Raw genomic sequence first — 21,787 nt, 5'->3', positions numbered from 1 at the left:
GCCAGAGAATATGCTCTTCTTCTGTAAGCAGAACGCGATACCACGGCATTTGCGTGGCAGGGCAATTTGAAGAAGTTCTTTAAATAGTCATCTGGGGCGAGTTCGATAGAGCTTTTCATAAACGACGTAACAAAAAAGGCTTAACCCGTAGATTAAGCCTTTTTGTTGTCAAATCAATTCGCAATTATGCGTTTTTCAGCTGTGCGAGTTTCGTTTCGGTCAGTGGTTTAGTGACGAAAGCCAGTACGATACATACTGCCATCATAACTGCTGAAACAGTGTAAGCTAGGGTATAACCCTCGCCGCTCGTCATTGAAAAACCAACCACTGCGGCGCCGATTGCGCCACCGATACCCCATGCCGTATAAAGCACGCCATAGTTAGTTCCATAGTTTTTCAGACCGTAGAACTCAGCCGTCAGAGTCGGGAATACCGCGAGAAGTGTGCCATAACCAACGGCTGCGATTGCTGTACCGATGATCAACGTGAACTCCGAATCGAATGTTGCGAACAGCACCATGTTTACGCCTTGTAGAACAAAAGCGAGGAGCAGTGTACGAACACCGCCGATCTTGTCTGCAAGCATACCTGCCGCCACACGGCCGCCTGAGTTGAATACAGCAAGGATAGACGCTAAGTAAACCGCGTTTGGCAAATTAGCTTGAACGCTAGCGATTGTTGTGATGTTACCGATGATCATTAGGCCTACAGAGGCAGCAAACGCGTACATGATCCACAACGAGTAGAACTGAGGCGTTTTCAGCATTGCTTTCCAAGTGAGATCGTCAGATTTTTTCAACGCTTTAGGTGCTTGACCTTCTTTTACTTTAGGTTCTGCTGGCGTGTAATCGGCTGGTGGGTTATTGATGGTTGCTGCTAAAGGTACGGCAATCGCAAGGATACCTACACCAAGAACCATAAAACTGGACTGGATGCCCATGCTATCGATTAGCGAAGACGTCACGGGGGCTAGATAGATAGCGGCTAGGCCAAAACCAGCCGCGATGATGCCGTTAACCATGCCTTTCTTAGATGTATGGAACCACTTCATTGCAGAAGGTGATAGACATGCGTAACCAAAACCGATACCTGCTCCCGTCATTACACCAAACGTGATGTTTAGCATCATTGGTGTGTTAACAAAGCCTGACGCGATCATGCCTAAGCCTGTTAAAACCGTGCCTAGGATAAGAATCAAACGTGGACCCATACGGTCTTGAAGAATACCTGCAACAAGAAGACAGACAGAGAAAGTGATGGTTGCAGTTGCGTAAGGTGCAGAAGCTTCTGCAGCACTCCAGCCTGATTCAGTTACCAATGCCTTATTGAATACACTCCAAGCATACAGGATGCCAAGACAAAGGTTGATGCAGAACCCTGCAAGCAGGATGCGCATTGCTTTATCAATCTTGCTCATTTTTATTCTCAGTGTTGCCTCTTGGCTCAAAGGCAAAGAGGTTTGGTTTAAAGATACGTTTTCTCAAAATTAGTTTGCACTTTTCAACGCATAACGTAATTGGCGCGGATTATAACCAATAAATATGTGATTGGAATCTCTTTTTACCGCGACGGATAAAAATAATTTGAAATATTTAAAGTGGTTGTAACGGTATGGTTTAAAATGTAGATAAGATGCTAACTCAAAGTAATGTTCTTTATTTCTGATCCTAAAAAACGAAATACAAACAGCGAAGTCAGTGCAGTTAGATGCATGCTCACATTTTATATAAAAAGTTTTAAAATATTGAGGTGTTAATTTTTTGTAGCAAAATGAGTTGGGTAGTTGAACTTGCATGTAAGTGCCGGATGTGAAGGGACAAGAAAATTAGATTTGTTACCTTTTTGTAATGGCTAGTCTAAAGTGAATGGTTTGTACGCAAAGTGAGTGGTGAATGTGCTTGTAATTGTCAATCAGATGAGCAAAATGAAGTGAAAAATGAGTTTTCATTTATGAATGGATACTTTCAAAATTTGTTATGAGGTGACTGATGAAATTGTTCCTATTACTCATGGCTTCTGTTTCTGCTGGTGTTGCATCTGCAGAGCACATCCATTCCTTTATGTTAGGTCTATTTATTGCTTCGTTAGCAGTAGGTAGCTGTTACTTCTTTACGTTTCGTAGCTCGCGTTTTCCTCAACTTGCTTTGTTCTTGTTAATGTGCGGCATGTTATCTAAATTATCGATTACCATCGTTGGTGTGATGTGGGGCATGTCAGCTGAGTTGATCACTTCGCCAATCATTTTTGCGCTTTCTTACTTGTTTTTTTCCTTAGTGGTAACTTATTTGTGGTTTAGCTACCGTGATCGTATTACATCGATTCCAGAGCAATTCAAGTCGGCATAAGCCAAATAAAACCCAAAAGAAAAAACGCCAGCATTCATGCTGGCGTTTTTCTTTATAGCCACTAAGTTCAGGCGTTTAGATACTCATGAAACTTTCAAGGAAGTCAGATGCTTGAAGTTAACAATGAGGTGACTATGCGCTCATCGGAACAAGAATCACAGTACCAATGATCACAGTGATAAGACCGGCTAGCACAGGAACGGATGTACGCTTAACGACTTCAAACGGGCTGATTTTTGCCATACCAGAAGTCGCCACGATTACACCAGATACAGGAGATATGGTACGGCCTAGGTTGGATGCTTGAAGCATTGGAATGATTAAGAACGCTGGGTTAAGGCCCATTTTAGCGGCCAAAGAAGGCGCAAGTTCAACAAATGCGTAGAATGGCGCATTACCAGAGCCCGTAGCGATAGCCGCTGCTACGGTTAACGCTGTAAGAATTAGCATCAATGCAATACCGCCAGCGCCTGCATTGTCTGCCAAGTGAAGCAGGTTATCAATAGCGCCGATTGACATCAAACCTTGTGCGAAAACGCCTGCTGCAACCAACAGCATGACCACGCCTTTAAAGGCTTCTGCCATACCCGCATAGCATGAATCTAAGTCTTCCAGTGATTTTCTACCATCAAATTTATTCACCACATAGTGGATAAGCGCCCCAATAAATATTGAGCCTACAACGATCGTATAGATATCTAGGCTTAGGCCAGGAATGGTGCGGCCATTGAATAAGAACACACCGATGATCGGTAAAAATGGCAGTGCGGCATAAAACGCAGGGGCATCTGCTTTTATTTCTGACACGTCGATTTTTTCCATTGGTGTATTTTCTTTTTTATCGAGGTATTTGTTCCAGAAGAAAGCTGCGACCGCCATCACTATGATCGCAGAAATAGAAACGGGTAAAACGGTTTGTACTGCAAAAACGTCAAGAGCAAGCCCAGACTTTTCTGCCGCAATGACCACGTCACCGGATGTTGGAGAGAGAATTATCGCTGCTGGAGATGCACATACTGCCACTGCTGCTGGGCGAGAAATGCCCATCGCGACCATCATTGGAAATAGCGTCGCCATCAATAGAACGCCAAGACCCGTCGCAGAACTTACTGCGAGAGACATCAAACAGGCCACAATGTAAGCCGCTACCAAAAGGACATAAGGAGACTTGATAACAGACAGCGGTTTAGAGAACTGTTTGACCACGACATTGTTGGCGCCAATATGAGTCATGTAAGAAGCGAAGCCACACAATAACATGATCTGCATACCCAAGCCGCCGCCTCGGTATTGAAGCATATATTTCACATATTCCAACGAGTCCGTCACCATATTACCAGTAGAGGCCACTTTCGATGGCAGAATATCGTGTCCCAACACTCCCGTCATAAGCAGCAAACCAATACCAGCAGTCAAAAGCACGCCAGTCGCTTTATAGCCTTTGACAATGAAATAACCAACCGCAATGGTGACTACTAAGCCAATTAAGAGTTCTAACATAGGGGCTCCAGATGTTATGAAAAAAAGAAAGAAACGATTTCAGTTTATGACATGGAATTTACAGAATTATCATCTGTGGCACGAGGTAAATATAGGGCAAGCATGATCTAAGACAAATAATGATTTAATAATAAAATTCGTTAGATTGTATTGTTGGAATTTGGTTTTGTAAGTGTTATGTGCTGGTTTTATTCAGTTTAATGGAAGGAAAATACGAGTCGATTTTGAGTAAATAATAAGCAGATTTATTCAAAATAAGGAAAAGTGTTCATTCGGTTAAGAAAGAGGAGGAACCGCTTTGTCAAACAAAAAGCTCCACCGAAGCGGAGCGGGATCTTTGGGTAATATCTGGTTCTAGGCGTATCGGCGGATCATGAGGTTCCAACTGCGTTGTTGTCGTTCAAACTCTGTTTTTATCTGTTGATACTTCAATTTTGTTATCGAACATTCGTACCTTTTAACCACACTTGCGGTTTTTTCTCCTAATACTTCTTTGCGCACTTCATAATACTCCTGCATGTGATGTACCAAGGCATCAAACTCTTGCTGAAGCTGATCGAGGATCGTTTGAGTATTTGGTTTTCGCTCCAGTTTCTCTTTTGCTTTTTTCAACAGCTGCGCTGCACGCGCTTTTTCGATTCTAAACGTAGGAGTTGTTCGGAGATTACAGGCCAGCCCTAACCAAGAGCACAGTTTGATTAACCATTTTGTAGGATCATAATGCCACCAATACACGCCGTTGCGATAATCATTCTCAAAAATGTGGTGGAAATTATGGTAGCCCTCACCAAAAGTAAAAAACGCTAAAATTCCGTTGTCTCGCGCCGTGTTCTTATCTGTGAAAGTCTGTTTACCCCAAACATGTGCCAGAGAGTTTATGAAGAAAGTTGTATGGTGACTCAAAAACAAGCGAGCGGCCCCAACCACTAACAGCATTCCCCAGATATCACCATATATAAAGCCAAGAGCGACGGGAAAGCCGATGTTCGTTACGAGTGCGAGCGGCACATAGTATTTATGTTGCCACATTACGACTTTGTCACGTTTAAGATCACGGCAGTTAGTGTATTCGTTTTCTTTTGAGTTGTTGTGGTCACGCAACATCCAGCCTATATGTGAATACCAAAAGCCTCGTTTAGCCGAATAGGGATCTTTCTGATTGTTATCGACATGCTTATGGTGTACTCGATGATCCGAAGACCAGTGTAAGGCACTATTTTGCAGTGAAAATGCCCCACCAATCGCGAATAGATAACGAAGCATTGGATGAGCTTCGTAAGTTTTGTGACTCCAGAGACGATGATACCCCGCAGTAATCGATAGATTGGTGAAACTAAAGGCGATAACGCCCCAGACTAAGTGTTCCCAACCCAAGCTGTAATGATAGGCATACCAAGGGGTTACGATGAGTGCAAGAATGAAGCTGGCAGAAAAAACCAATACATTCAGCCAGATAAGAGGTGGTTTATTTGGAGTCACAATGTGTTCCTAACTTTGGGCTTACAACTGTACGCTAGAATATCAGCGTACAGTTGTAAGTCAAATTAAAGTTAGACAAATGTGATAATTCTTATTGAAGTGAATCGGTAATCTTAATGGGAGATTTTGCTTTTAATTGAATAATGAGTAGTATTAAAAAATGATCTCTGGCGTAAAGCGTATAAAGTCTGCCAATAAATAAGGTTTATAAGAGTGAAATATGCCGAGAATCTATAAACCAGCAAAAATGTAAGAAAATAGGAATACGTAATGGATTTACGATTAGCGGAATATAAGGATTATGAGCGTATTGCGCATCTACATGCGGATAGTTGGAAACGTCATTATCGAGGTATCCTAAGTGATAACTATCTAGATACCGAGGCGGTTGGTGATAAGTTACTGATTTGGCAAACCCGCCTAACCAATCCACCGTTCAATCAACATATTGTTCTTGCAGAAGAAGGCGACCTTTTAATTGGGGTGGTTTGTGTGTTTGGCAATCATGATTTTGAGCGTGGGACGTTTATTGATGCGCTGCATGTCGATGATAGCTATCGTAGCCGTGGTATCGGAAAGCAACTGTTACTTGCTGTGGCAGAGTGGCAACAACAGTACTTTCAGGACACCGGCCTATACTTAGAAGTCGTGTCGAAAAATATGTCTGCTGTCGAATTCTATCGACGCATCGGTGGCCAAGAGTGTCAAGAGCGTACTTGGCTCGCGCCTGGCGGAACAGAAGTCTTGGAAAAAGTGTTTCGCTGGAAAAATGCGCAATCGCTCGTGAGTGGTATAGAAGAAAACGTTATTTACTCGTAGACAATCGAATTGAGTGAATACGACAAGAGCAGCGTAAACGTTGCTCTTTTTTGTGCCAAATGAATACATTTGCCAAGTTGAACTTATAGCTAAAGATTTTTAAATCTGCTAGAAGGTAAGCACTTCCAAAGCCAAATGAGAGTAACCTCCCATCGCTGCTTTCTTATGCGACGCGATACTCGCAAAATGACACTAAGCATATGCAACTATGCTAGATTATTGTAAGTCCTAAACGATTTAATCAATCATAAATAGTTGAAATAAAAGGTAAGCACCGTGAATTATTTGATGAGTTTCGCGCTGATCATGAGGGTAAGTAAGACATCATTACTAGATAATAAAATGCTAAGAATGAATGCAAATCACACGGTTGTAGCATTAAGGTGGAGTAGGCAAGATAAATAATATGGATGCGATACGTAAGGTTTACCAGTATGCCGAACCAAACCTGACGCTCGTCGGTTGGATGGGATTTCTTGGCTTTCCATTTTACTATGTTGTTTGGGAGTTTATCTTCCCACAGGCTTATGAAAATTTGCCGTTAAGATTGTTTTGCTCGTTATTGTTCTTTGGGATCATTGTGAGAAACCGTCTGTCGGCAAGATGGCGACAGTATATCCACCTTTATTACCAAGTTGCTATTACGGCTTGTTTACCGTTTTTTTTCTTCTATATGCTTCTGATGAATGATTGGTCCAATGTTTGGGTGATGTCATTCATGTCTGCTATTTTTCTTCATATTCTTTTGGTTCATGTCACTAGAGTTATGTTTGCTCAGACTTTTGTAGGGGTTGGGCTGGCGACGTTTTTCGCTTGGGTTTCGAAAGGGTTTTACCTTGACTTAACCATGGATTGGACGCATGTCCCCATCTTTTTTTTCATCTATGTGTTTGGCAATTTATTCTATTTTAGAAACCAAGTGGAGCATGAAGCGAAAGTTTCACTCGCTAAATCATTTGGTGCCGGCATTGCCCATGAGATGCGTAACCCCCTGAGTGGTCTTTGCACCTCGATTGATGTCATCCAGTCTATTTTGCCGAATAAGAAAGCGTTAGAGAAAGAACCGTACCAAATGAGTTGGGAAGACGTTACGTTGTTGCGTGAAGTCAGCGAAGATGCCATGAAAATCATCCAGTCCGGAAATGAGACCATAGATTTACTGCTAACTTCCATTGATGAAAACCGCGTATCTCGCTCGACTTTTAAAAAACACTCGGCGCAAGCCGTGGTTGAAAAGGCGATAGAGAGTTTTAGCTACAAACGCGCGACAGATCGTTCCTCCATCTCTCTTGATGCGAGAAATGAGTTTGATTTCTTCGGTAGCGATACACTGTTGAAATACGTCATGTACAACCTTTTCAAGAACGCTTTTCATCATCGTACTTCTGAAGAGTTTCACATTCATGTATCCATGAACGGTAACAAACGTTCGAATCAAATTGTTGTGACAGATAATGGTGCGGGCATTGAGCCAGCTGTATTGCGTAGTATTTTCCATGACTTTTACACCACCGGAAAATCAGGCAGCTATGGGCTCGGTTTGCCATTTTGTAAAAAAGTAATGCGCTCTTTTGGTGGTAATATTGAATGCCAATCTCAGCAGGGCGAATGGTCTCAGTTTACTTTGACGTTTCCTTCAATTCATTCAGAAGTGGTGACGGAAATAAAAAATGAACTGACTAAATTCAAGACCATTCTTACTGTTACAAATCAAAATGTTATCGTGTCAAAAATGACAGATACCAGCCGGTTTATGGGATTTGAACTGACAATTTTAGATCTGAACCAGATGCTCAAAAAGAAAGAGTATGAGTTCGAATTTGATCTGATTTTTATAGATTTAGAGAGTTTAGACGCGAGAGCAAACCATTTGGACCGTATCGAGTCTCTCTTATCTTTTACTGAAGCTCGTATTGTCTACCTCTTTCAACAGCACCCGGTTCAAAGGGCTCGTAAAGCGGCTTATGAACCAATTTGGATGGAGACTCAAGCTTGGCTGCTCAATACTAAGCTTGCCATTGATCGCCTGCTGTATAATTCAAATTATGTCTCGACGCCAACGTTGTTAGTGCCATTAGACGCATCAAACAAACGTACCATTATGGTTGTGGATGATAATGAATCTCTTCGTAAGTTTACCGCGTTGTTACTCGAAAAGCAGGGTTTTGAGGTTGTTCAGAGAGAAGATGGACAGCAGGCGCTTGATACATTAGAACAAGAGAATATTGACTTAATTCTGATGGATATAGAAATGCCAATTATGGATGGTGTTGAAGCATCAAAACGGATCCGAAGTTCAGGCAAGCATTATGCGTCGATACCAATTATCGCTCATACCGGGGATAGTTCACAGGTAACATTAGATAAAATAGGGACTTCTGGCATGTCTGATTTTATTGTTAAACCTGCGGATAAAAATCGTTTATTTGATAAGATTGCAAACTGGATTTAAGTGTTGCTACATCATATTTATCCTGCCGTTATTTAGCGCGGTATAAGAGCTCAGCAAATACCTGAGCTCTTATTTATTTACGTGTTAACACCGACTATGAATCAAACAAACTCAAGGTCAGGATGAACAAACGCTTGTTGGCATACGGTCAGTACGTGTTCGACATCCGCTTCGGTCATATCGGCATTTATCGAAAAGCGAATGATATTTTTGTTTTTGCCTGTGGCTGGGCGACAGAAAACGGCGCCAAACACGTCTTTTTCTTCTAGAAAGTCACGAACTCGCTCAGTATTTCTTTCATTCCCGCATTCCAGCGCGACAATTTGAGACTCACTACGGATGGTGAATCCAATTCGTTTTAACCCAATGGTCAGCGCTTTAGCACGTTTAAACAGAACCTTTCGTTTATCATCGGCTTTTTTAATAACGTCTAGAGTTTTTTCTAAACGAACGATTTCTTGAGGTAGTACCGTTGAGCTGAAAATCGCTGGATACGCGATAAATGGAAGTGTCTTGGCTAATTTTTCTGGACCTAAAATCGCACCTGCACGATAAGCAAAAGTCTTCGCGAGACTGACGGTAACAAAGTCCACCATGTGGGTTAAGTTGAGTGATTTCAGCAGCCCTGCACCTTGTGGGCCGTGCGTACCTAAAGAGTGCGATTCATCCACGACTAAACCGCAGTCAAGCTCTTGTGCTATTTCGCAAATATCACGTAAAGGAGCCAGTGTTCCGATGGTGCTGTAAACCGAATCCACGACAATCACACCAGCGCCATGGCGCTTAATCTGTTTTCGTAAATGGTTTGTATTGTTGTGCATGAAAGGATGAATTTGCGCCCCCGCAATACGTGCACCTTCCCACAAAGACATATGCGCGAAGAAGTCAATGTATACCGGGATGTTTGGTGCACAAATGGTCTGTAGCAAGCCGACATTAGCTGCCCAGCCGGATTGTGAAAGTAAGCAGCTTGGCATGCCAACGAAGCGTGCAAGTTGAGTTTCAAACTCCGGCTTTGACTCATCATCTTGCAAGAAAATCGCAGACATTACTACGTTATCATCGTGCTGAATAATGGCATTGCGATGTGCATTTTGAATCTCTTTATTGTGTGATAGTGCAAGGTAGTCGTTGCTCTGCATTACAACGGCATTACAGGGCGGACGTTTGCCAAGAACAAGGTGCTTTTGGTTCTCATTTGGTTCGATTAGATCTTGAATATGAAAATCTAGGCGTTCTTCGATAAAGGAAGGAAGTGGTTTTGTTTGTGTTGCTTCACTCATAATAAATCTCTTCGTCATATGGAAAAAACGCCAGCGCTGACGAATATTCATATTGCGGATTTTGAGGAGAGTTGCACTAACCTAGTTGCACAAGTTTGCGAGGCCTTGCAAACTCAGAATTTGAGGGTTGGATGTGGGCTGTAATTCCTTAAGGGGCCGGGCTCTACACGCGTTGTTATTTAAATAACAACGTTGAGTTTCAGGTGCTTTCTTTGTTTTATGCACAATGGAGTCATGAGTAGTATTCGGTTTGAAAAGGGGGGAGATTTGAGTTTGAGAGAGCGAAAAAAAGACGCGAAAATCGCGCCTTAGTATTCAAAATTACCACAAAGATGAAGCCAGTATACATTGCCGTGGTTCGATTTTAATGTAACAGCGTTAGTTTATCGCTTGTTACGAAGGTATCGCTTGCGGCGGTCTTCTTTGCGTTTTGCTTTTTCTTCTTCTTTACGAGCGGCTTCAATTTCAACTTCAATCAACTCTTGAGTAATCATTTCTGGGCGTTCTAGTGTGATTTGCCCCAGAGTGCCTTGTCGAAGCTCGTGTAACAAAATCTCCGATACTTTGTGTAGGTCAACACGTCCACCTGAGCGCAATGCGCCGCGGCGGCGACCAATTTCTTCCATGATCTCTATATCGGATTCTGGTAGCTCTTCGATTTGGTAACGTTCTTTGAGTTTGTCAGCATAGTGAGCGGCGAGATACTCAATGGTGTAGAACGCAACCTCGTCATACTCCATCGCAGTATCTTTTACTGCGCCGGTCGCCGCGAGACGGAAACCACTATGTGGATTTTCCACTTTTGGCCACAAAATCCCTGGAGTATCAGACAGTACAATGCCGTTTTGTAGGTTGATGCGTTGCTGGCGACGCGTTACAGCAGGCTGGTTGCCGGTTACGGCAATGGTTCGGCCCGCTAGCGTATTGATGATCGTGGATTTACCCACATTTGGTATACCCATGATCATGGTGCGAATGTTTTTACCAACTTCTTCACGGTGTGGGGCGAGCTTTCGGCAAAGTTCCATAATGCGATGAACTTCTTGAGGCTCGGAAGTGGTGATCGCCATCGCTTTCACGTTTTGCTCTTGCTCTAAGTGTTCAATCCAGAGTTGGGTTAATTCTGGGTCGGCTAAGTCTCGCTTATTCAACACTTTAACGACAGGCTTATCGCCACGAATTTGAGAAATCAAAGGGTTTTCACTACTGAAAGGAATACGAGCATCCAGTACTTCGATGATCACATCCACTTGTGGAATCGCTTCTTCGATCTCTTTACGTGCTTTGTGCATGTGGCCCGGAAACCATTGAATATTATTGTTAACCATATGAAAAATATACCTTTTAGTTTTATGGTTAAGCTGGTGGGGTATCAGGTGGGGTACCAAGTGATTAAATTAGATTTGGGGGGCCCAAAGGTAAAACACCGGCAACCTGTAGCCACAGCAGCATTGATCTCATCATTTTAACACTTAAAAAGTGCTGGATATATACGAAGTAACTTTCGTCAAATTTGAACTAATGAAAATAGCTTTTCAGAGAACTAATCCGCACCAGCAGTTTTGGACACTGAGTTAAGTGAGTACAATCACTAACGAGGTGAACCATGACAAACAACAAGAAACGTATTATCCATTCTCCTGAATTTAAAGCCGAAGCTCTGAAGCTAGCTGAGAAAGTGGGAGTCGCCGCGGCAGCAAGACAGCTCTCCTTACATGAGTCTCAGATCTACGGTTGGCGTAAGGCTGTAAAGAAAGACACCACAACCAGTCAGCGAGAACAAGAGCTAGCCGCTGAAGTAGCCAAGCTCAAAAGGCAGTTGGCAGAACAAGCAGAAGAGCTAGATATCGTAAAAAAGGCCGCCACCTACTTCGCGAAAAATCTAAAGTAGATGGCTATGAATTTATGCTCGAACACTTGCTGTGCTTCAGTGTTGTCCGCATGGCTAAGGTGTTCAGGGTTTCTCGAAGTGGGTTTTATTATTGGATTCAGCATCGCCACAAGGGCATCCAGTGCGAGATAACTCGGCAAGAGCTTGATACAAAGGTCAAAGACGCTTTTGACAACAGTAAAGGTCGAGATGGTTCAAGACGCATCCAGAAAGAACTGGCTGAGAACGGTGATTGCCATAATGTTAAAACCATTGCAGCTAGTATGAAGCGTCAGGATTTAACGCCGAAAGCGGCACGCAAGTTTAAGTGTACAACGGACAGCAAGCATAAGATGCCTGTAGCTCAGAACTTTAATGCAACGGCCCCGAATCAGAAATGGGCGGGAGATATCACATATCTTGCCACAAACGAAGGCTGGCTGAATTTGGCAGTGATCATTGACCTTTACTCCGACAAGTAATCGGTGGATACGAGGATGACGGCAACACTGGTCTGCGATGAATTATCAATGGCTCTGTTCCGTCGGGGTTTTCAGAGGAAGTTATTGTTCATAGTGATCGTGGTAGCCAGTATTGCTCGAAAGATTATCGAGACCGCATAACAGCTTATAATCTAAAACAAAGTATGAGTAGGAAAGTCAACTGCTGGGACACTGGGATTAGAATATAAATACAGACTGTTTGTACTGACCCGTGCTGGGATTGACTGAAATGTCTTTGTGTTGACCTGTCGTTCAAAGAGTCTGTTTAATTCTATCGACTCAGTTGTGACCTAATAGGAGCTTTGTACTGCACCTCCAGTGTCCCGTCCTGCTGGGCGATTCACACAGGAGAGTGTTTAGATGAACAGTGACGATCCCCGCTATAAATTGTATCTCGGCGTAGATACTCATCTAGAGCTTCATGTTGCAACACTTATCAATGAGCTTGGTCAAGTTGTTAAGAGTAAAGCATTTAGTGCTAATCTTTCAGGTTATCGTGAACTCTTGGCATGGTGTAAATCTTATGGGTTCCTTCAAAAATCAGGAATAGAAGGTACGGGCAGCTATGGCGCTGAACTGACAAAGTTTCTGATCAAAAACGGTATTGACGTATATGAAGTTATGCGGCCAAATCGGATGGAGAGACGCCTAAAAGGCAAAACAACAGACGGTTTGGATTCAGAGAATGCGGCTAGAAGCGTATTATCTGGTGAGGCTAAAGTTATTCCTAAAAGCCATACAGGGCCCGTTGAATCACTGCGAAGCCTACTCGTGACTCGCAACAGTGCTGTCAAAGCAAGAACTCAGGCAATGAATCAAATTCGAGCACTTCTTGTATCAGGCCCAGACGAGCTAAAACAATCCCTTTATCTTCCAAAACCAGGATCGTGCGCAACGGCATGCTTAACTCGATGTTCAAACAGCAGCGAACCGTTAATGATCTCTCTTGTATTACTGGCACAGCGGTGGAGCTTCCTAAACGAACAAATAAAAGCGCTCGAAAAGGTGTTAAAAAGCTAACCTTAAACACAGCTCAAAGCCTTGTATCAAGGTTTGGTGTTGGTGCAAATGTAGCAGCTACACTTCTGGTTGCAGCTGGAGACAACGCAAATCGATTAAGGAAGGAGTCATCGTTTGCTGCATTATGTGGAGTTAATCCGATTCCTGCATCTTCGGGTAAAACAACTCGTCATAGATTGAATCGAGGAGGCTGTCGGAGTGCAAATAACGCTCTCTGGACGGTAGCGATGGTAAGAATGCGTAGTGATCCCAGAACGAAAGACTATGTTATACGGAGAACGGCTGAAGGATTATCAACCAAAGAAATAACTCGCAACTTAAAGCGCTATATAGCGAGAGAGCTATTTCCGCTAATCCTAAAAGATTTAGCTAAACTGGCTTGACATAGGAGCGTCAATGCTTGTGTTGAGAGCTTCTTCCATTCGATGAAAGTGGAAGCCATTCAATACGAACCGATCATGACCAGAGATGAGATGCGCCAAACAGTCTTCGAGTACATAGAGGTTGATTATAATCGGACGAGAAGGCACAGTGCTCTTAGTATCTAAGCCCAGTTAACTTTGAACAACAAAATGTCGCTTAATGAAGTGTCTAGTCTAGCTGGAGCAGATCAGTGCGAATATTTCATGTTTTTACTTCTTGGCGGGAGCATACTTCATGATTATCGCACCTTACTGTTTTTATGTTCAGAGGTGTCGCACTTCGTACTTGAATCCAAGAGGGCAAATATCGACTCAGGGAAGCTTTGAAGGCTGCATTTGAAATAACTTTAATCATTGGTACCGCCGCTATGGCACCACAGATAAACGTAAAGAATCTTTCTAGTTTCCCATGGTGCTGTTTACAGTTCCAACTTTGTGTTACGGCCTCATAAACTCAAAAGGTTACCTAGCCTCGGTTGACTAATGCTTTATGGTATTGTTTCCAGTTGCTGATTTTTTACTTAGTGATCAAATAAATGATGATATTCATTTTCAATAAGTCTAGCTATCGTCTCACTACTGTTACATCTATATTTGTCTTCAATTTTCAATAACTTTTCAGATATTTCCTTATTTAGAGAGATTTGCTTTTTTATGATGTTTTTCTCTTTCATTTTTTCTCTATGTTTTTTATCTGACCATTTACGACTTAATCTATAAATTAAATTTTCTCTTAAAAAATCATCGTGTATTAGATCAAATATAGCTATGCATATATAATATCTATTATTTATTTCATTTGAGAATACATGTAATATGTCGGATATTTGTTCTAATTCCATTTTAAATAGTTCATTTATAACAAAATCACTCTTAAATTCCAAGAACTCAGTGTTTTTTCTTTCTTTGTTTAAAAATTTTATTGCCTCAGTTTTTTCATTTAAATTATTTTTATACATTAAATAGATTTTCTCTACTTCCTTTATTGCAAAACCTGGAGAGTGATCTATTACTGATAAGTAACTTATGATGTCATTATATTTGTCTAATAATGTTGGGGAAGAGTGAAAGAATTCTTGGTTTTCTTTTTTTATGTAACCCCAAAGCCAATAGATCAGTCTAGCTTCATCTTCTAAATGAGGTTTTTTTATTGAAAACTTATGGATAAACTTTGAAGATAATTTTTGATTTTCATAGAATGCGTTAAAATCACCAGTGATTTTACTAAAGTTTGAACTTTCAAACAATGCATCGAATATTTTTGATTTGTAATCTCTTATATTTTCCTCATCTAATAAGTTGTCAAGCTTACATCCATCTGTGTCTACTGGAAGGTATGAATCCTCTCCTAATATCTCCCTTACCGCATTATAGACTCCTCCATTTAGATTCAGAGCATTACTTTCTTTTGAATACAAAACAAAATATCGTATTTTACTAATGTTTAAGGTGTCGATGAATGAACTTATGTGTTCGGCTTTTATTTTTTCTGCACCTCGTAGCATAACTTATCCTCTATTGTTAACTATGAAAAATATCGCATGCGGTATTTTGGTGAGTTGTTGCTGTTTTATAGCAATCTTTGCCTATGTTTTACCACATTTTTTTATCAATATGCTACCAATATAAATGGCGCGTTTTCTTTAATATATAGGTTTCCTGTGACGTTAGGAAATCGACTTTTCCAGAATAGATGTTCTCTAACTTCGGAGTAAACTTCTACGGGAGAATCATTCGGCATTGCTACGCATAGGGACGTTGTCGAATGAATATAGAGATAAGAGGATGTTGGTATGGTTAATATACATACTTAACGAAGTACTCATATCCTATACACTACTACCTTAGTAGAATTAGTATGTTCTCCTTAAATATCATGTATTAAATAACACAGTGATTCATATCTTTGGATGAATACCGAAGAGAATGAATGATGACTTATACTTACAAAGGTTTAGAGGTTATCTATCCGGTCAGTGAACTCAATACACACTATCTAGATCGGATTATATTGACCATGTCTAAAGTATTAAAAGACTATAAGAGAGTTTATGCGTTAAGACTGGATTTGAGACTTCCTGTTTCTGATAGTGAAAAAGACATACTTCGCAGAGATGAGTTTTTGAACAATACATTTAATCAAAAAAATATCATTAAACGATTCTTTGAATCCTTGAAGGCAAAAATAAAAGCGCAAGAAAAGAGAATGAAAGTGAGTGGGAAAAGGGTATATCCATGTCAACTACGATATGTGTGGTGTAAGGAAAGGAATAAATCTACAAATGACCACTATCATCTTATCCTATTTTTTAATAAAGATAGATATTGGCAGTGCGGTTATAAAGATAATGAAGAGAGTTTGGCAAGACTCATTATGGATGCATGGAATAGTGCACTAGGAGAGTATGTTGATAATATAGACAGGCTGGTTCAACTTGTTTATAAAGGTACGCATTACTTAGACCAAAATAAATATGACTTCGAGAATAAATACCAGGTCCTCTTTACAAGACTCAGTTATTTTGCCAAAAACAGAACGAAGCATTATGGCGAAGGAAAACGTTGCTTTGGAACTAGCCAGGGATGATAGCGAATATTAATGTGCACATCTGTTTAGTATTTCGAAATGTGATTGCTCTGTAGATTGATTATAAGTGTAGAGATAACTGGAAGAGCGTTATGGCCTCTTAGGTTCAATCTGCCATTCGGAGTATACTAGATAAGAACACAGCATTCGGTAGCACGGTCATACACTGCTGGTTTACTGACTTCGATAACATCAGTAGTGTTAATGATACTCGGCCTCAGTACCCTACGTCTGTGTCAGTGTAAATGTAAACGCCATCTCACGTTTTTAGTTATTGATGTATTCTTTCTGAATACGCTTCGTTCTGCTCCACAATGACATTGTGAGTCTGACAAAAATAGGAAGCTAGGCTTCCTATTTTTACGAACTGCTGAAGATTACGGTTTGGTTAGAGTAACACATGCATCGTATGTGACGTTAGCAGGTGCAGGTTTTACCGTGTTGATGGTAACGCAGTCATCGATAGTTGCGTCGATGTTCACGTCTGTGAGACGGTACCAAATACTAACGCCAGTGTCAGTGTATTCAATCGATGCAATTTCACCGTGTTTGAATTCACCAATCACTTCGAATGTCATAGGACGACCTTGGTAGTCGATAGCCCATGCGCCAACAGGTACTACCTGACCGACAGACTCTTCAGTTACAGCAATTGATACACCTGAAGTATAAGCAAATACAGGTAAGTCTTTGTTAGGTAGCACGCCGTCACCGTCGATGTCGATGAAGTAATCCACGTGTGGAATATCAAAGCCTAGACCGTTGTCTGCGTAGTACTTCTGAGTGTTTTCGTACGCTGCAGTTTTGTATAGCGCGAGGCTGTACTTGGTTAGTGCTTGTTTCATCTCTTCAAACTGAACTGACTTAGGATCTAACAATACCTGACCAATTTTCTCGATTTGTTGCTCTAACGTGAGTCCGTTTTCGGTCGCCATGGTTAAAGTACTTGCAGAGGTAACGAGCAGCACAGTGCTGGTATCGCCAGCGTTAGAAAGGTTGACGTTATAGAAGTTAATACCATCTGCCCATTGCGCAGGGTCATAACTGTAAAGGCTTAGCAGCTCAGAGGTGGTTTCATGCACCGCCTCATCAAAGGTCTGTCCGGCTTGTACCTTTGCCATGATACTTGCTTTCATGGCCGCTGTAGCAACATTGAAGTTCACTTGTGTCGTCGCGTTCATATCGACAAAAACGCTCATTCGTATCTGCTCATCACTTTTTCCTGTGAGCTCATTAAAGTAATCTCCCTGTGCAACGAGCTCGACATAAGGCGTATTGAACCGCTCATTCATGTTGTAATTACCTTCATAGTCCTCGATTTGAGTGGTGTACGAGGTATCGGTCTTTTCTAAGTCTTGGTTAAGTTCATAGGCGGTGACGACTGAGCCAGGTTGTAGAGGACCTTTCTGTACAGCACCACCAAATTGATACGGCTGACTGTAGTCGTTATGGTCGCTCCCGCCAGAAGAGCCGCCACACCCGATTAAGGCGAAAGGGGCTGTAAAGAGAGCAATGGTAAGTAGGGTTTTAGATAGGTTCATTCTATTTCTCCATAGTAAGTTTTAGAGGGTGCTCTTGTGTTGAATTCAAGATGAGAGCCAGCGATATCAAACAATCCTTGAACTTCAGACGAGAGCAGAGTTGCATCTGTTTGAAGTTCAAAGCGAAAGCTCGACATGGCGGCCTCCTGGATGTTGCTAAGAGGTAAGATGTTCAACTTGGTATGCGTGTGTGTACGCCAAACGAGATGAGGGTTTCCGTGATGGAGTACGAGACTTATTGGTTGAACGTTAGTTAGGCGTAGAGTGTCGTCACCTACGCTTATCTTTAATGAGATAAGGCGTTGCCGGAGAGCAGCCAAACAAACAATTTGGAATACACCAACGTTGGTGTGTAGGGAACTTTCTCTCATCACAGCGCCAATAACATGCACTTTGGATGACCAATGATTTCGAATGTGATTGATGTCTTCAGGGGTAATGTTCGAGAGGAAGTCATCTAATAGTGGAGCAAGGCTGCTAGGCAAGTGATGCTTGGTTGACTCGACAAGCCAGTAGAGCAATACCGCTTCGTGAGCTGTCGTGCTCATCTTCAGAGTTTCGTTTTTTGGTAGCCAAAGGGTTTGTCTCTATCATCCACCATGACATTGGGAAACATGGCACAGATAGCGGACAGATTACGTTGGATAGTGCGTAGAGAACGCTCTAAACCAAGCGGGGACAGTTGAGCTTGAATTTGCCTAGCGGTGACTTTCTTATTGTATGGAATAAGGTTGTAAATCGCCAAGATAAGCTCAAGGTGATACTGAGTTTGGTTAGGTTGCGTCATGGTCAGTTCAACAAGGTTCGTTCTGTTGGGCATGACAATATCAAAAAGGTGCGACAAAGCTTGTCGTATCAATGTCTTAAGAGAAAATGATACGACGTAATTTGTCACACCTGCGTCATGAAGTGTCGTGATGGGGGGAGAGGCTTACTTTCCTACGATGGATAAATCGATCTCGTCAAAATCCATGCTTGAAAGATGTCGAGCGAACGTTTTCATCCATACCTGAAGAAGGTCTAGTACTTCTGGATGTTCAAGGTTTACCGCCCCTGTATCGGACTGATAACACCATCCCTTGACAAGGTGGAAGTACAGTTCAGGCTGAACGTTGAGCGCGCTCTCAAATGGGTAAGAAAAGCTGGCAAAGAAGACAATCTGCCAGAGCTCGGAGTTTGCAGTGCGTTTGAACTGCACTTCAACAGGATGAATGCCTCGGCCATGACGGTAGTAGCTTAATTGGCGGCAAGTCAGGAGTAACTGTTTGGCATTGTCAGGTAAAGAGTGCCCTTTCAATAGCTTCTCCAATTGTTGATGCAATTGTGGCGCTAAAGAAACGTCACCACAAATCGTACTGATCATAGCCACCCCCTTTCTGCGAACGAGACACTGCTGTCTCCTACAACGATATGGTCAAGCACCCTGACATCCACTAACGCTAAAGCGTCGATGAGCTTGCGTGTGATACGCCTATCCGCTTGAGATGGAGAAGGGTCACCGGAAGGGTGGTTATGCGCCAGAATGACCGCTGCTGCATTTACTTCCAAGACGCTTTTGATGACCTCGCGCGGATAAATGCTGGCGGAATCAATGGTGCCTTTAAAGAGTGATTTAAACTCAATGACACGGTGTTGGTTATCAAGCAGTAGCAGAGCGAAAACCTCGTGCTCCGCGCTGGCTAGTTTGAATCTAACATACTCTTTGGTTGCATCCGGGTTACAAAGGGCATTACCTCGAACGTAGCGGTTAGCGAGGATTGCAGCTGCGCGATCCAAAATCTTGTTTTCTCTGTATTTCAAACCTTTTTGGTAATCAGTATGTGGGGTTGACATAAGTCCTCCAATTGAAATGGTTGATGTATTTCAAGAAGAAGACATATATCTGAAAGTTGCTCATTTCGAAGGTGAGAGCACGTATTTTTTAACTCACGAATGAATCTCATGGATAAATAATGAGGATAAACCCATGAGATTTTTGAAACTGAAAGAAGTAATGGATAAAACTGCACTTAGTCGCTCTGCTATCTATCGAAAAATGAACGATGGTGACTTTCCTCAAACGATCAGCTTAGGTGATAGAGCGGTTGCATGGTTAGAGAGTGAAGTTGACGACTGGATGGAGTCAATGCTCCAAGCCCGTTAACGGTATGAATTAAAAAGATTACAAATATATTTCATCGTAATGTGACTGAGTTCAGCAGATTTGGCTGAGCGAAGCTCATGTAGTGTTTTCGGGGCTGCTAAATGGCAGTCTTCTTTATTCTTTTATCATAAGAGGAAACAAGCGATGTCATGGTATCAAACTACGGGCAAAGTCGTTGCAGGAACGGTAAGTATGGTGACTGTAATTAAAGCCGCACCGGTTTTTGGTTCAATAGGTACGATAACGACGGGAGGCTTCGTCGTGTCAGCAATTGTAGGTGCTTCAGCAGCCTTAATAGATAAAGCTGTAAACCCAGCGAAGTCAGAAACGCCTTTGGTTTCATCTAAAGCCCAAAAATAGGAAATAGTCATCTCATCATTATTAAAAATATACCGTTATCTTTTAGGTAACGGTTTTTATGCTTATGAAGTAAAAAGCTTACTGCTGAAACAGCATGAGATTGGCATATTTTCACTATTCAATACCACTTTATTTTTTGTCCAATATTGAACGTATACATTAAAGAAAAGACTAGCTGTGTCATATTAATGTGTCTCTGTGTGAATGAGTCTTTGGTTAACTAAATTTTGCCCCTTTCCATGCCAGTGATGCTCAATCTCATGAATCACTTACAGGTGGTTTGACTGTAGTGATGTGATGGACGCCTCAGCACTCAAGTTTCGCGGTATCTGCCAAACTTGATGCTGATAGTAAACCTAAAGGGCTGCCATTATGGATATAAAAGTTGTTGGAATTGATTTAGCCAAAAATGTATTTCAGGTTTGTGTTTGTCTTGTAGATCATTCAATTAAGAGTAATCAAAAAGTTAGACGCAATAAGCTACTCGATAAAGTAAGGCAATTTCCTCAAGGAACTTTAATTGCAATGGAAGCATGTGGGACCTCTCACTATTGGGGGAGGAAGTTCAAAGAGTTAGGCTTCGATGTTCAGCTAATTCCAGCCCAACATGTTAAGCCATTTGTCTCAAGCCAAAAGAACGATGCGAATGATGCTCTTGCTATATGTGAAGCAGCTTTTCGACCTAATATCCATAAAGTGCCTATAAAAACGGTAGATCAACAAGATATTAAATCATTACGCTGTGTTCGGGCCCGCTTAGTCCAAAACAGAACGGCGACAGTAAACCAAATTCGCAGTTTAGCAGGTGAATCTGGCGTTATTTTTAGTGTCGGAAGAATAAAACTGCAAGCGTCCCTGATAGATGCTTTAGAAGATGGAAGCAACGATCTTTCGTATACTCTCCGTAGCCTTCTTAAATCTCTATATGATGATTTATGCGCTTTAAATTATCGAATAGAGCAAATCGAGCGTGATATTAAAGCTCTTTGTCAAAATCAACCTCGCTACGAAGCACTGCTTTCAATTCCTGGATTTGGGCCATTAGTAACAGCGAGTTTTATTAGTGAGATAGGTTCAGGTCTACAATTCAAAAATGGCAGGCAGTTATCTGCATGGTGCGGATTAGTACCAACTCAATCTAGTTCTGGTAGTAAAATCCGCTTAGGGAGCATCACAAAAAATGGCAGCGCCGATCTGCGTGTGTTACTTATTCATGGCGCGAGAGCTGTAGGGCGTTTTGCCAACAAACGGCAAGATAAACTTGGGCAATGGTTCAACGCTTTAGCTGTCAGACAAGGTAAACATAAAGCTGTGGTCGCACTTGCGAATAAACTAGCTCGTATAGCATGGAAAATATTAACAGGAAGCCATGACTTTGACGTAAACAAAGCCTTTGCATAATAACCTCAAGAAAGTTTACATACACTGATGAATAAACGGTTAACCGTACCTATTGTAACCTG

20 protein-coding genes and 2 pseudogenes are annotated in these 21,787 nt (G+C 41.8%); 11 read left to right on the top strand and 11 right to left on the bottom strand.

The genetic code is table 11. From position 1 onward, the window contains the following. Positions 1-184 precede the first annotated feature (184 nt). Entirely contained in the window at positions 185-1,417 is a 1,233-nt protein-coding gene (locus AC3D28_RS15810) for an L-lactate MFS transporter (RefSeq protein WP_098414105.1), read from the bottom strand. A 571-nt stretch (positions 1,418-1,988) separates the two neighbouring features. Between AC3D28_RS15810 and AC3D28_RS15805 the strand changes: the two genes are divergently transcribed. Further along, positions 1,989-2,345, top strand: coding sequence for an NADH:ubiquinone oxidoreductase (locus AC3D28_RS15805; protein WP_488536632.1), 357 nt, complete (start codon positions 1,989-1,991; stop codon positions 2,343-2,345). Positions 2,346-2,477: 132 nt separating this feature from the next. Here AC3D28_RS15805 and dcuC read toward each other — a convergent pair whose 3' ends face one another. Both dcuC and AC3D28_RS15795 read right to left on the bottom strand, forming a co-directional pair. Further along, positions 2,478-3,845, bottom strand: coding sequence for an anaerobic C4-dicarboxylate transporter DcuC (gene dcuC / locus AC3D28_RS15800; RefSeq protein WP_488536631.1), 1,368 nt, complete (start codon positions 3,843-3,845; stop codon positions 2,478-2,480). Between the two features lie 354 nt (positions 3,846-4,199). Further along, positions 4,200-5,324 carry an acyl-CoA desaturase gene (locus AC3D28_RS15795; RefSeq protein WP_098414102.1) on the bottom strand — a complete coding sequence of 375 codons (1,125 nt, stop codon included), beginning with the start codon at positions 5,322-5,324 and terminating at the stop codon, positions 4,200-4,202. A gap of 270 nt (positions 5,325-5,594) precedes the next feature. Here AC3D28_RS15795 and AC3D28_RS15790 point away from each other — a divergent pair, with 270 nt between their 5' ends. Together AC3D28_RS15790 and AC3D28_RS15785 are read left to right on the top strand one after the other, a co-directional pair. Continuing rightward, positions 5,595-6,143 (top strand): GNAT family N-acetyltransferase, encoded by a 549-nt coding sequence (locus AC3D28_RS15790; RefSeq protein WP_488536630.1) that lies wholly within the window; start codon positions 5,595-5,597, stop codon positions 6,141-6,143. Between the two features lie 406 nt (positions 6,144-6,549). Next, positions 6,550-8,595 carry a response regulator gene (locus tag AC3D28_RS15785; protein WP_098414100.1) on the top strand — a complete coding sequence of 682 codons (2,046 nt, stop codon included), beginning with the start codon at positions 6,550-6,552 and terminating at the stop codon, positions 8,593-8,595. A gap of 101 nt (positions 8,596-8,696) precedes the next feature. Here the strand turns inward: AC3D28_RS15785 and cqsA are convergent, their stop codons facing one another. Beyond that, positions 8,697-9,878, bottom strand: a complete 1,182-nt coding sequence (cqsA, locus tag AC3D28_RS15780; protein WP_098414099.1) for an alpha-hydroxyketone-type quorum-sensing autoinducer synthase — start codon at positions 9,876-9,878, stop codon at positions 8,697-8,699. 383 nt (positions 9,879-10,261) lie between these two features. Continuing rightward, the gene (gene ylqF / locus AC3D28_RS15775) at positions 10,262-11,206 is read right to left on the bottom strand and encodes a ribosome biogenesis GTPase YlqF (protein WP_488536629.1); all 945 of its coding nucleotides are present in this window, start codon (positions 11,204-11,206) and stop codon (positions 10,262-10,264) included. A 278-nt stretch (positions 11,207-11,484) separates the two neighbouring features. Here ylqF and AC3D28_RS15770 point away from each other — a divergent pair. The 4 genes and pseudogenes from AC3D28_RS15770 to AC3D28_RS15755 form a co-directional block, all read left to right on the top strand. After that, positions 11,485-12,421, top strand: a pseudogene (locus AC3D28_RS15770) (IS3 family transposase); the annotation flags it as partial. Between the two features lie 190 nt (positions 12,422-12,611). Then, positions 12,612-13,271 carry an IS110 family transposase gene (locus tag AC3D28_RS15765; protein ID WP_488536628.1) on the top strand — a complete coding sequence of 220 codons (660 nt, stop codon included), beginning with the start codon at positions 12,612-12,614 and terminating at the stop codon, positions 13,269-13,271. After that, entirely contained in the window at positions 13,163-13,654 is a 492-nt protein-coding gene (locus AC3D28_RS15760; protein ID WP_488536627.1) for a transposase, read from the top strand. Before AC3D28_RS15765 ends, AC3D28_RS15760 begins: the two co-directional genes overlap by 109 nt. A 12-nt stretch (positions 13,655-13,666) precedes the next feature. Then, a pseudogene (locus AC3D28_RS15755) lies at positions 13,667-13,854 on the top strand (IS3 family transposase); the annotation flags it as partial. Between the two features lie 360 nt (positions 13,855-14,214). On the opposite strand, the gene AC3D28_RS15750 reads toward AC3D28_RS15755, so the two are convergent. Continuing rightward, positions 14,215-15,198 carry a hypothetical protein gene (locus tag AC3D28_RS15750; protein ID WP_488536626.1) on the bottom strand — a complete coding sequence of 328 codons (984 nt, stop codon included), beginning with the start codon at positions 15,196-15,198 and terminating at the stop codon, positions 14,215-14,217. Between the two features lie 425 nt (positions 15,199-15,623). Between AC3D28_RS15750 and AC3D28_RS15745 the strand changes: the two genes are divergently transcribed. After that, complete coding sequence (locus AC3D28_RS15745) at positions 15,624-16,280, top strand: inovirus Gp2 family protein (RefSeq protein ID WP_488536625.1); 657 nt, start codon at positions 15,624-15,626, stop codon at positions 16,278-16,280. Between the two features lie 377 nt (positions 16,281-16,657). Here AC3D28_RS15745 and AC3D28_RS15740 read toward each other — a convergent pair whose 3' ends face one another. From AC3D28_RS15740 to radC, 5 genes are all read right to left on the bottom strand, one after another. Beyond that, positions 16,658-17,821, bottom strand: a complete 1,164-nt coding sequence (locus AC3D28_RS15740) for a hypothetical protein (RefSeq protein WP_488536624.1) — start codon at positions 17,819-17,821, stop codon at positions 16,658-16,660. Further along, the gene (locus AC3D28_RS15735; protein WP_488536623.1) at positions 17,818-18,369 is read right to left on the bottom strand and encodes a WYL domain-containing transcriptional factor; all 552 of its coding nucleotides are present in this window, start codon (positions 18,367-18,369) and stop codon (positions 17,818-17,820) included. Before AC3D28_RS15735 ends, AC3D28_RS15740 begins: the two co-directional genes overlap by 4 nt. Before the next feature lie 2 nt (positions 18,370-18,371). After that, positions 18,372-18,641, bottom strand: coding sequence for a hypothetical protein (locus AC3D28_RS15730; RefSeq protein ID WP_488536622.1), 270 nt, complete (start codon positions 18,639-18,641; stop codon positions 18,372-18,374). A 111-nt stretch (positions 18,642-18,752) separates the two neighbouring features. Continuing rightward, positions 18,753-19,184, bottom strand: coding sequence for a DUF2787 family protein (locus tag AC3D28_RS15725; RefSeq protein WP_488536621.1), 432 nt, complete (start codon positions 19,182-19,184; stop codon positions 18,753-18,755). Continuing rightward, the gene (gene radC, locus AC3D28_RS15720; RefSeq protein ID WP_098416356.1) at positions 19,181-19,654 is read right to left on the bottom strand and encodes a RadC family protein; all 474 of its coding nucleotides are present in this window, start codon (positions 19,652-19,654) and stop codon (positions 19,181-19,183) included. The genes AC3D28_RS15725 and radC overlap by 4 nt, the downstream gene beginning before the upstream one ends. 133 nt (positions 19,655-19,787) lie before the next feature. On the opposite strand from radC, the gene AC3D28_RS15715 reads away from it, so the two are divergent. From AC3D28_RS15715 to AC3D28_RS15705, 3 genes are all read left to right on the top strand, one after another. Beyond that, on the top strand, positions 19,788-19,964 hold the full coding sequence (locus AC3D28_RS15715; RefSeq protein WP_098416355.1) for an AlpA family transcriptional regulator: 177 nt from the start codon (positions 19,788-19,790) through the stop codon (positions 19,962-19,964). 144 nt (positions 19,965-20,108) lie between these two features. Further along, complete coding sequence (locus tag AC3D28_RS15710) at positions 20,109-20,324, top strand: hypothetical protein (RefSeq protein WP_098416354.1); 216 nt, start codon at positions 20,109-20,111, stop codon at positions 20,322-20,324. Between the two features lie 372 nt (positions 20,325-20,696). Further along, positions 20,697-21,725, top strand: a complete 1,029-nt coding sequence (locus AC3D28_RS15705; RefSeq protein ID WP_488536620.1) for an IS110 family RNA-guided transposase — start codon at positions 20,697-20,699, stop codon at positions 21,723-21,725. Positions 21,726-21,787 lie beyond the last annotated feature (62 nt).

Source organism: Vibrio sp. TAP-3B (genome assembly GCF_057784735.1).
Note: the sequence above shows the minus strand (reverse complement) of the source record. Positions and strands in the feature narration are given on the sequence as shown.

Bases quoted from the DNA above. Each gene is read 5' to 3' on its own strand.
- AC3D28_RS15790 (WP_488536630.1), top strand. From the start codon at position 5,595: ATGGATTTACGATTAGCGGAATATAAGGATTATGAGCGTATTGCGCAT.
- radC (WP_098416356.1), bottom strand. From the start codon at position 19,654: ATGTCAACCCCACATACTGATTACCAAAAAGGTTTGAAATACAGAGAA.
- AC3D28_RS15760 (WP_488536627.1), top strand. From the start codon at position 13,163: ATGTTCAAACAGCAGCGAACCGTTAATGATCTCTCTTGTATTACTGGC.
- dcuC (WP_488536631.1), bottom strand. From the start codon at position 3,845: ATGTTAGAACTCTTAATTGGCTTAGTAGTCACCATTGCGGTTGGTTAT.
- AC3D28_RS15745 (WP_488536625.1), top strand. From the start codon at position 15,624: ATGATGACTTATACTTACAAAGGTTTAGAGGTTATCTATCCGGTCAGT.
- AC3D28_RS15715 (WP_098416355.1), top strand. From the start codon at position 19,788: ATGAGATTTTTGAAACTGAAAGAAGTAATGGATAAAACTGCACTTAGT.
- AC3D28_RS15730 (WP_488536622.1), bottom strand. From the start codon at position 18,641: ATGCCCAACAGAACGAACCTTGTTGAACTGACCATGACGCAACCTAAC.
- ylqF (WP_488536629.1), bottom strand. From the start codon at position 11,206: ATGGTTAACAATAATATTCAATGGTTTCCGGGCCACATGCACAAAGCA.
- AC3D28_RS15750 (WP_488536626.1), bottom strand. From the start codon at position 15,198: ATGCTACGAGGTGCAGAAAAAATAAAAGCCGAACACATAAGTTCATTC.
- AC3D28_RS15740 (WP_488536624.1), bottom strand. From the start codon at position 17,821: ATGAACCTATCTAAAACCCTACTTACCATTGCTCTCTTTACAGCCCCT.
- AC3D28_RS15785 (WP_098414100.1), top strand. From the start codon at position 6,550: ATGGATGCGATACGTAAGGTTTACCAGTATGCCGAACCAAACCTGACG.
- AC3D28_RS15735 (WP_488536623.1), bottom strand. From the start codon at position 18,369: ATGAGCACGACAGCTCACGAAGCGGTATTGCTCTACTGGCTTGTCGAG.
- AC3D28_RS15810 (WP_098414105.1), bottom strand. From the start codon at position 1,417: ATGAGCAAGATTGATAAAGCAATGCGCATCCTGCTTGCAGGGTTCTGC.
- AC3D28_RS15765 (WP_488536628.1), top strand. From the start codon at position 12,612: ATGAACAGTGACGATCCCCGCTATAAATTGTATCTCGGCGTAGATACT.
- cqsA (WP_098414099.1), bottom strand. From the start codon at position 9,878: ATGAGTGAAGCAACACAAACAAAACCACTTCCTTCCTTTATCGAAGAA.
- AC3D28_RS15705 (WP_488536620.1), top strand. From the start codon at position 20,697: ATGGATATAAAAGTTGTTGGAATTGATTTAGCCAAAAATGTATTTCAG.
- AC3D28_RS15710 (WP_098416354.1), top strand. From the start codon at position 20,109: ATGTCATGGTATCAAACTACGGGCAAAGTCGTTGCAGGAACGGTAAGT.
- AC3D28_RS15805 (WP_488536632.1), top strand. From the start codon at position 1,989: ATGAAATTGTTCCTATTACTCATGGCTTCTGTTTCTGCTGGTGTTGCA.
- AC3D28_RS15725 (WP_488536621.1), bottom strand. From the start codon at position 19,184: ATGATCAGTACGATTTGTGGTGACGTTTCTTTAGCGCCACAATTGCAT.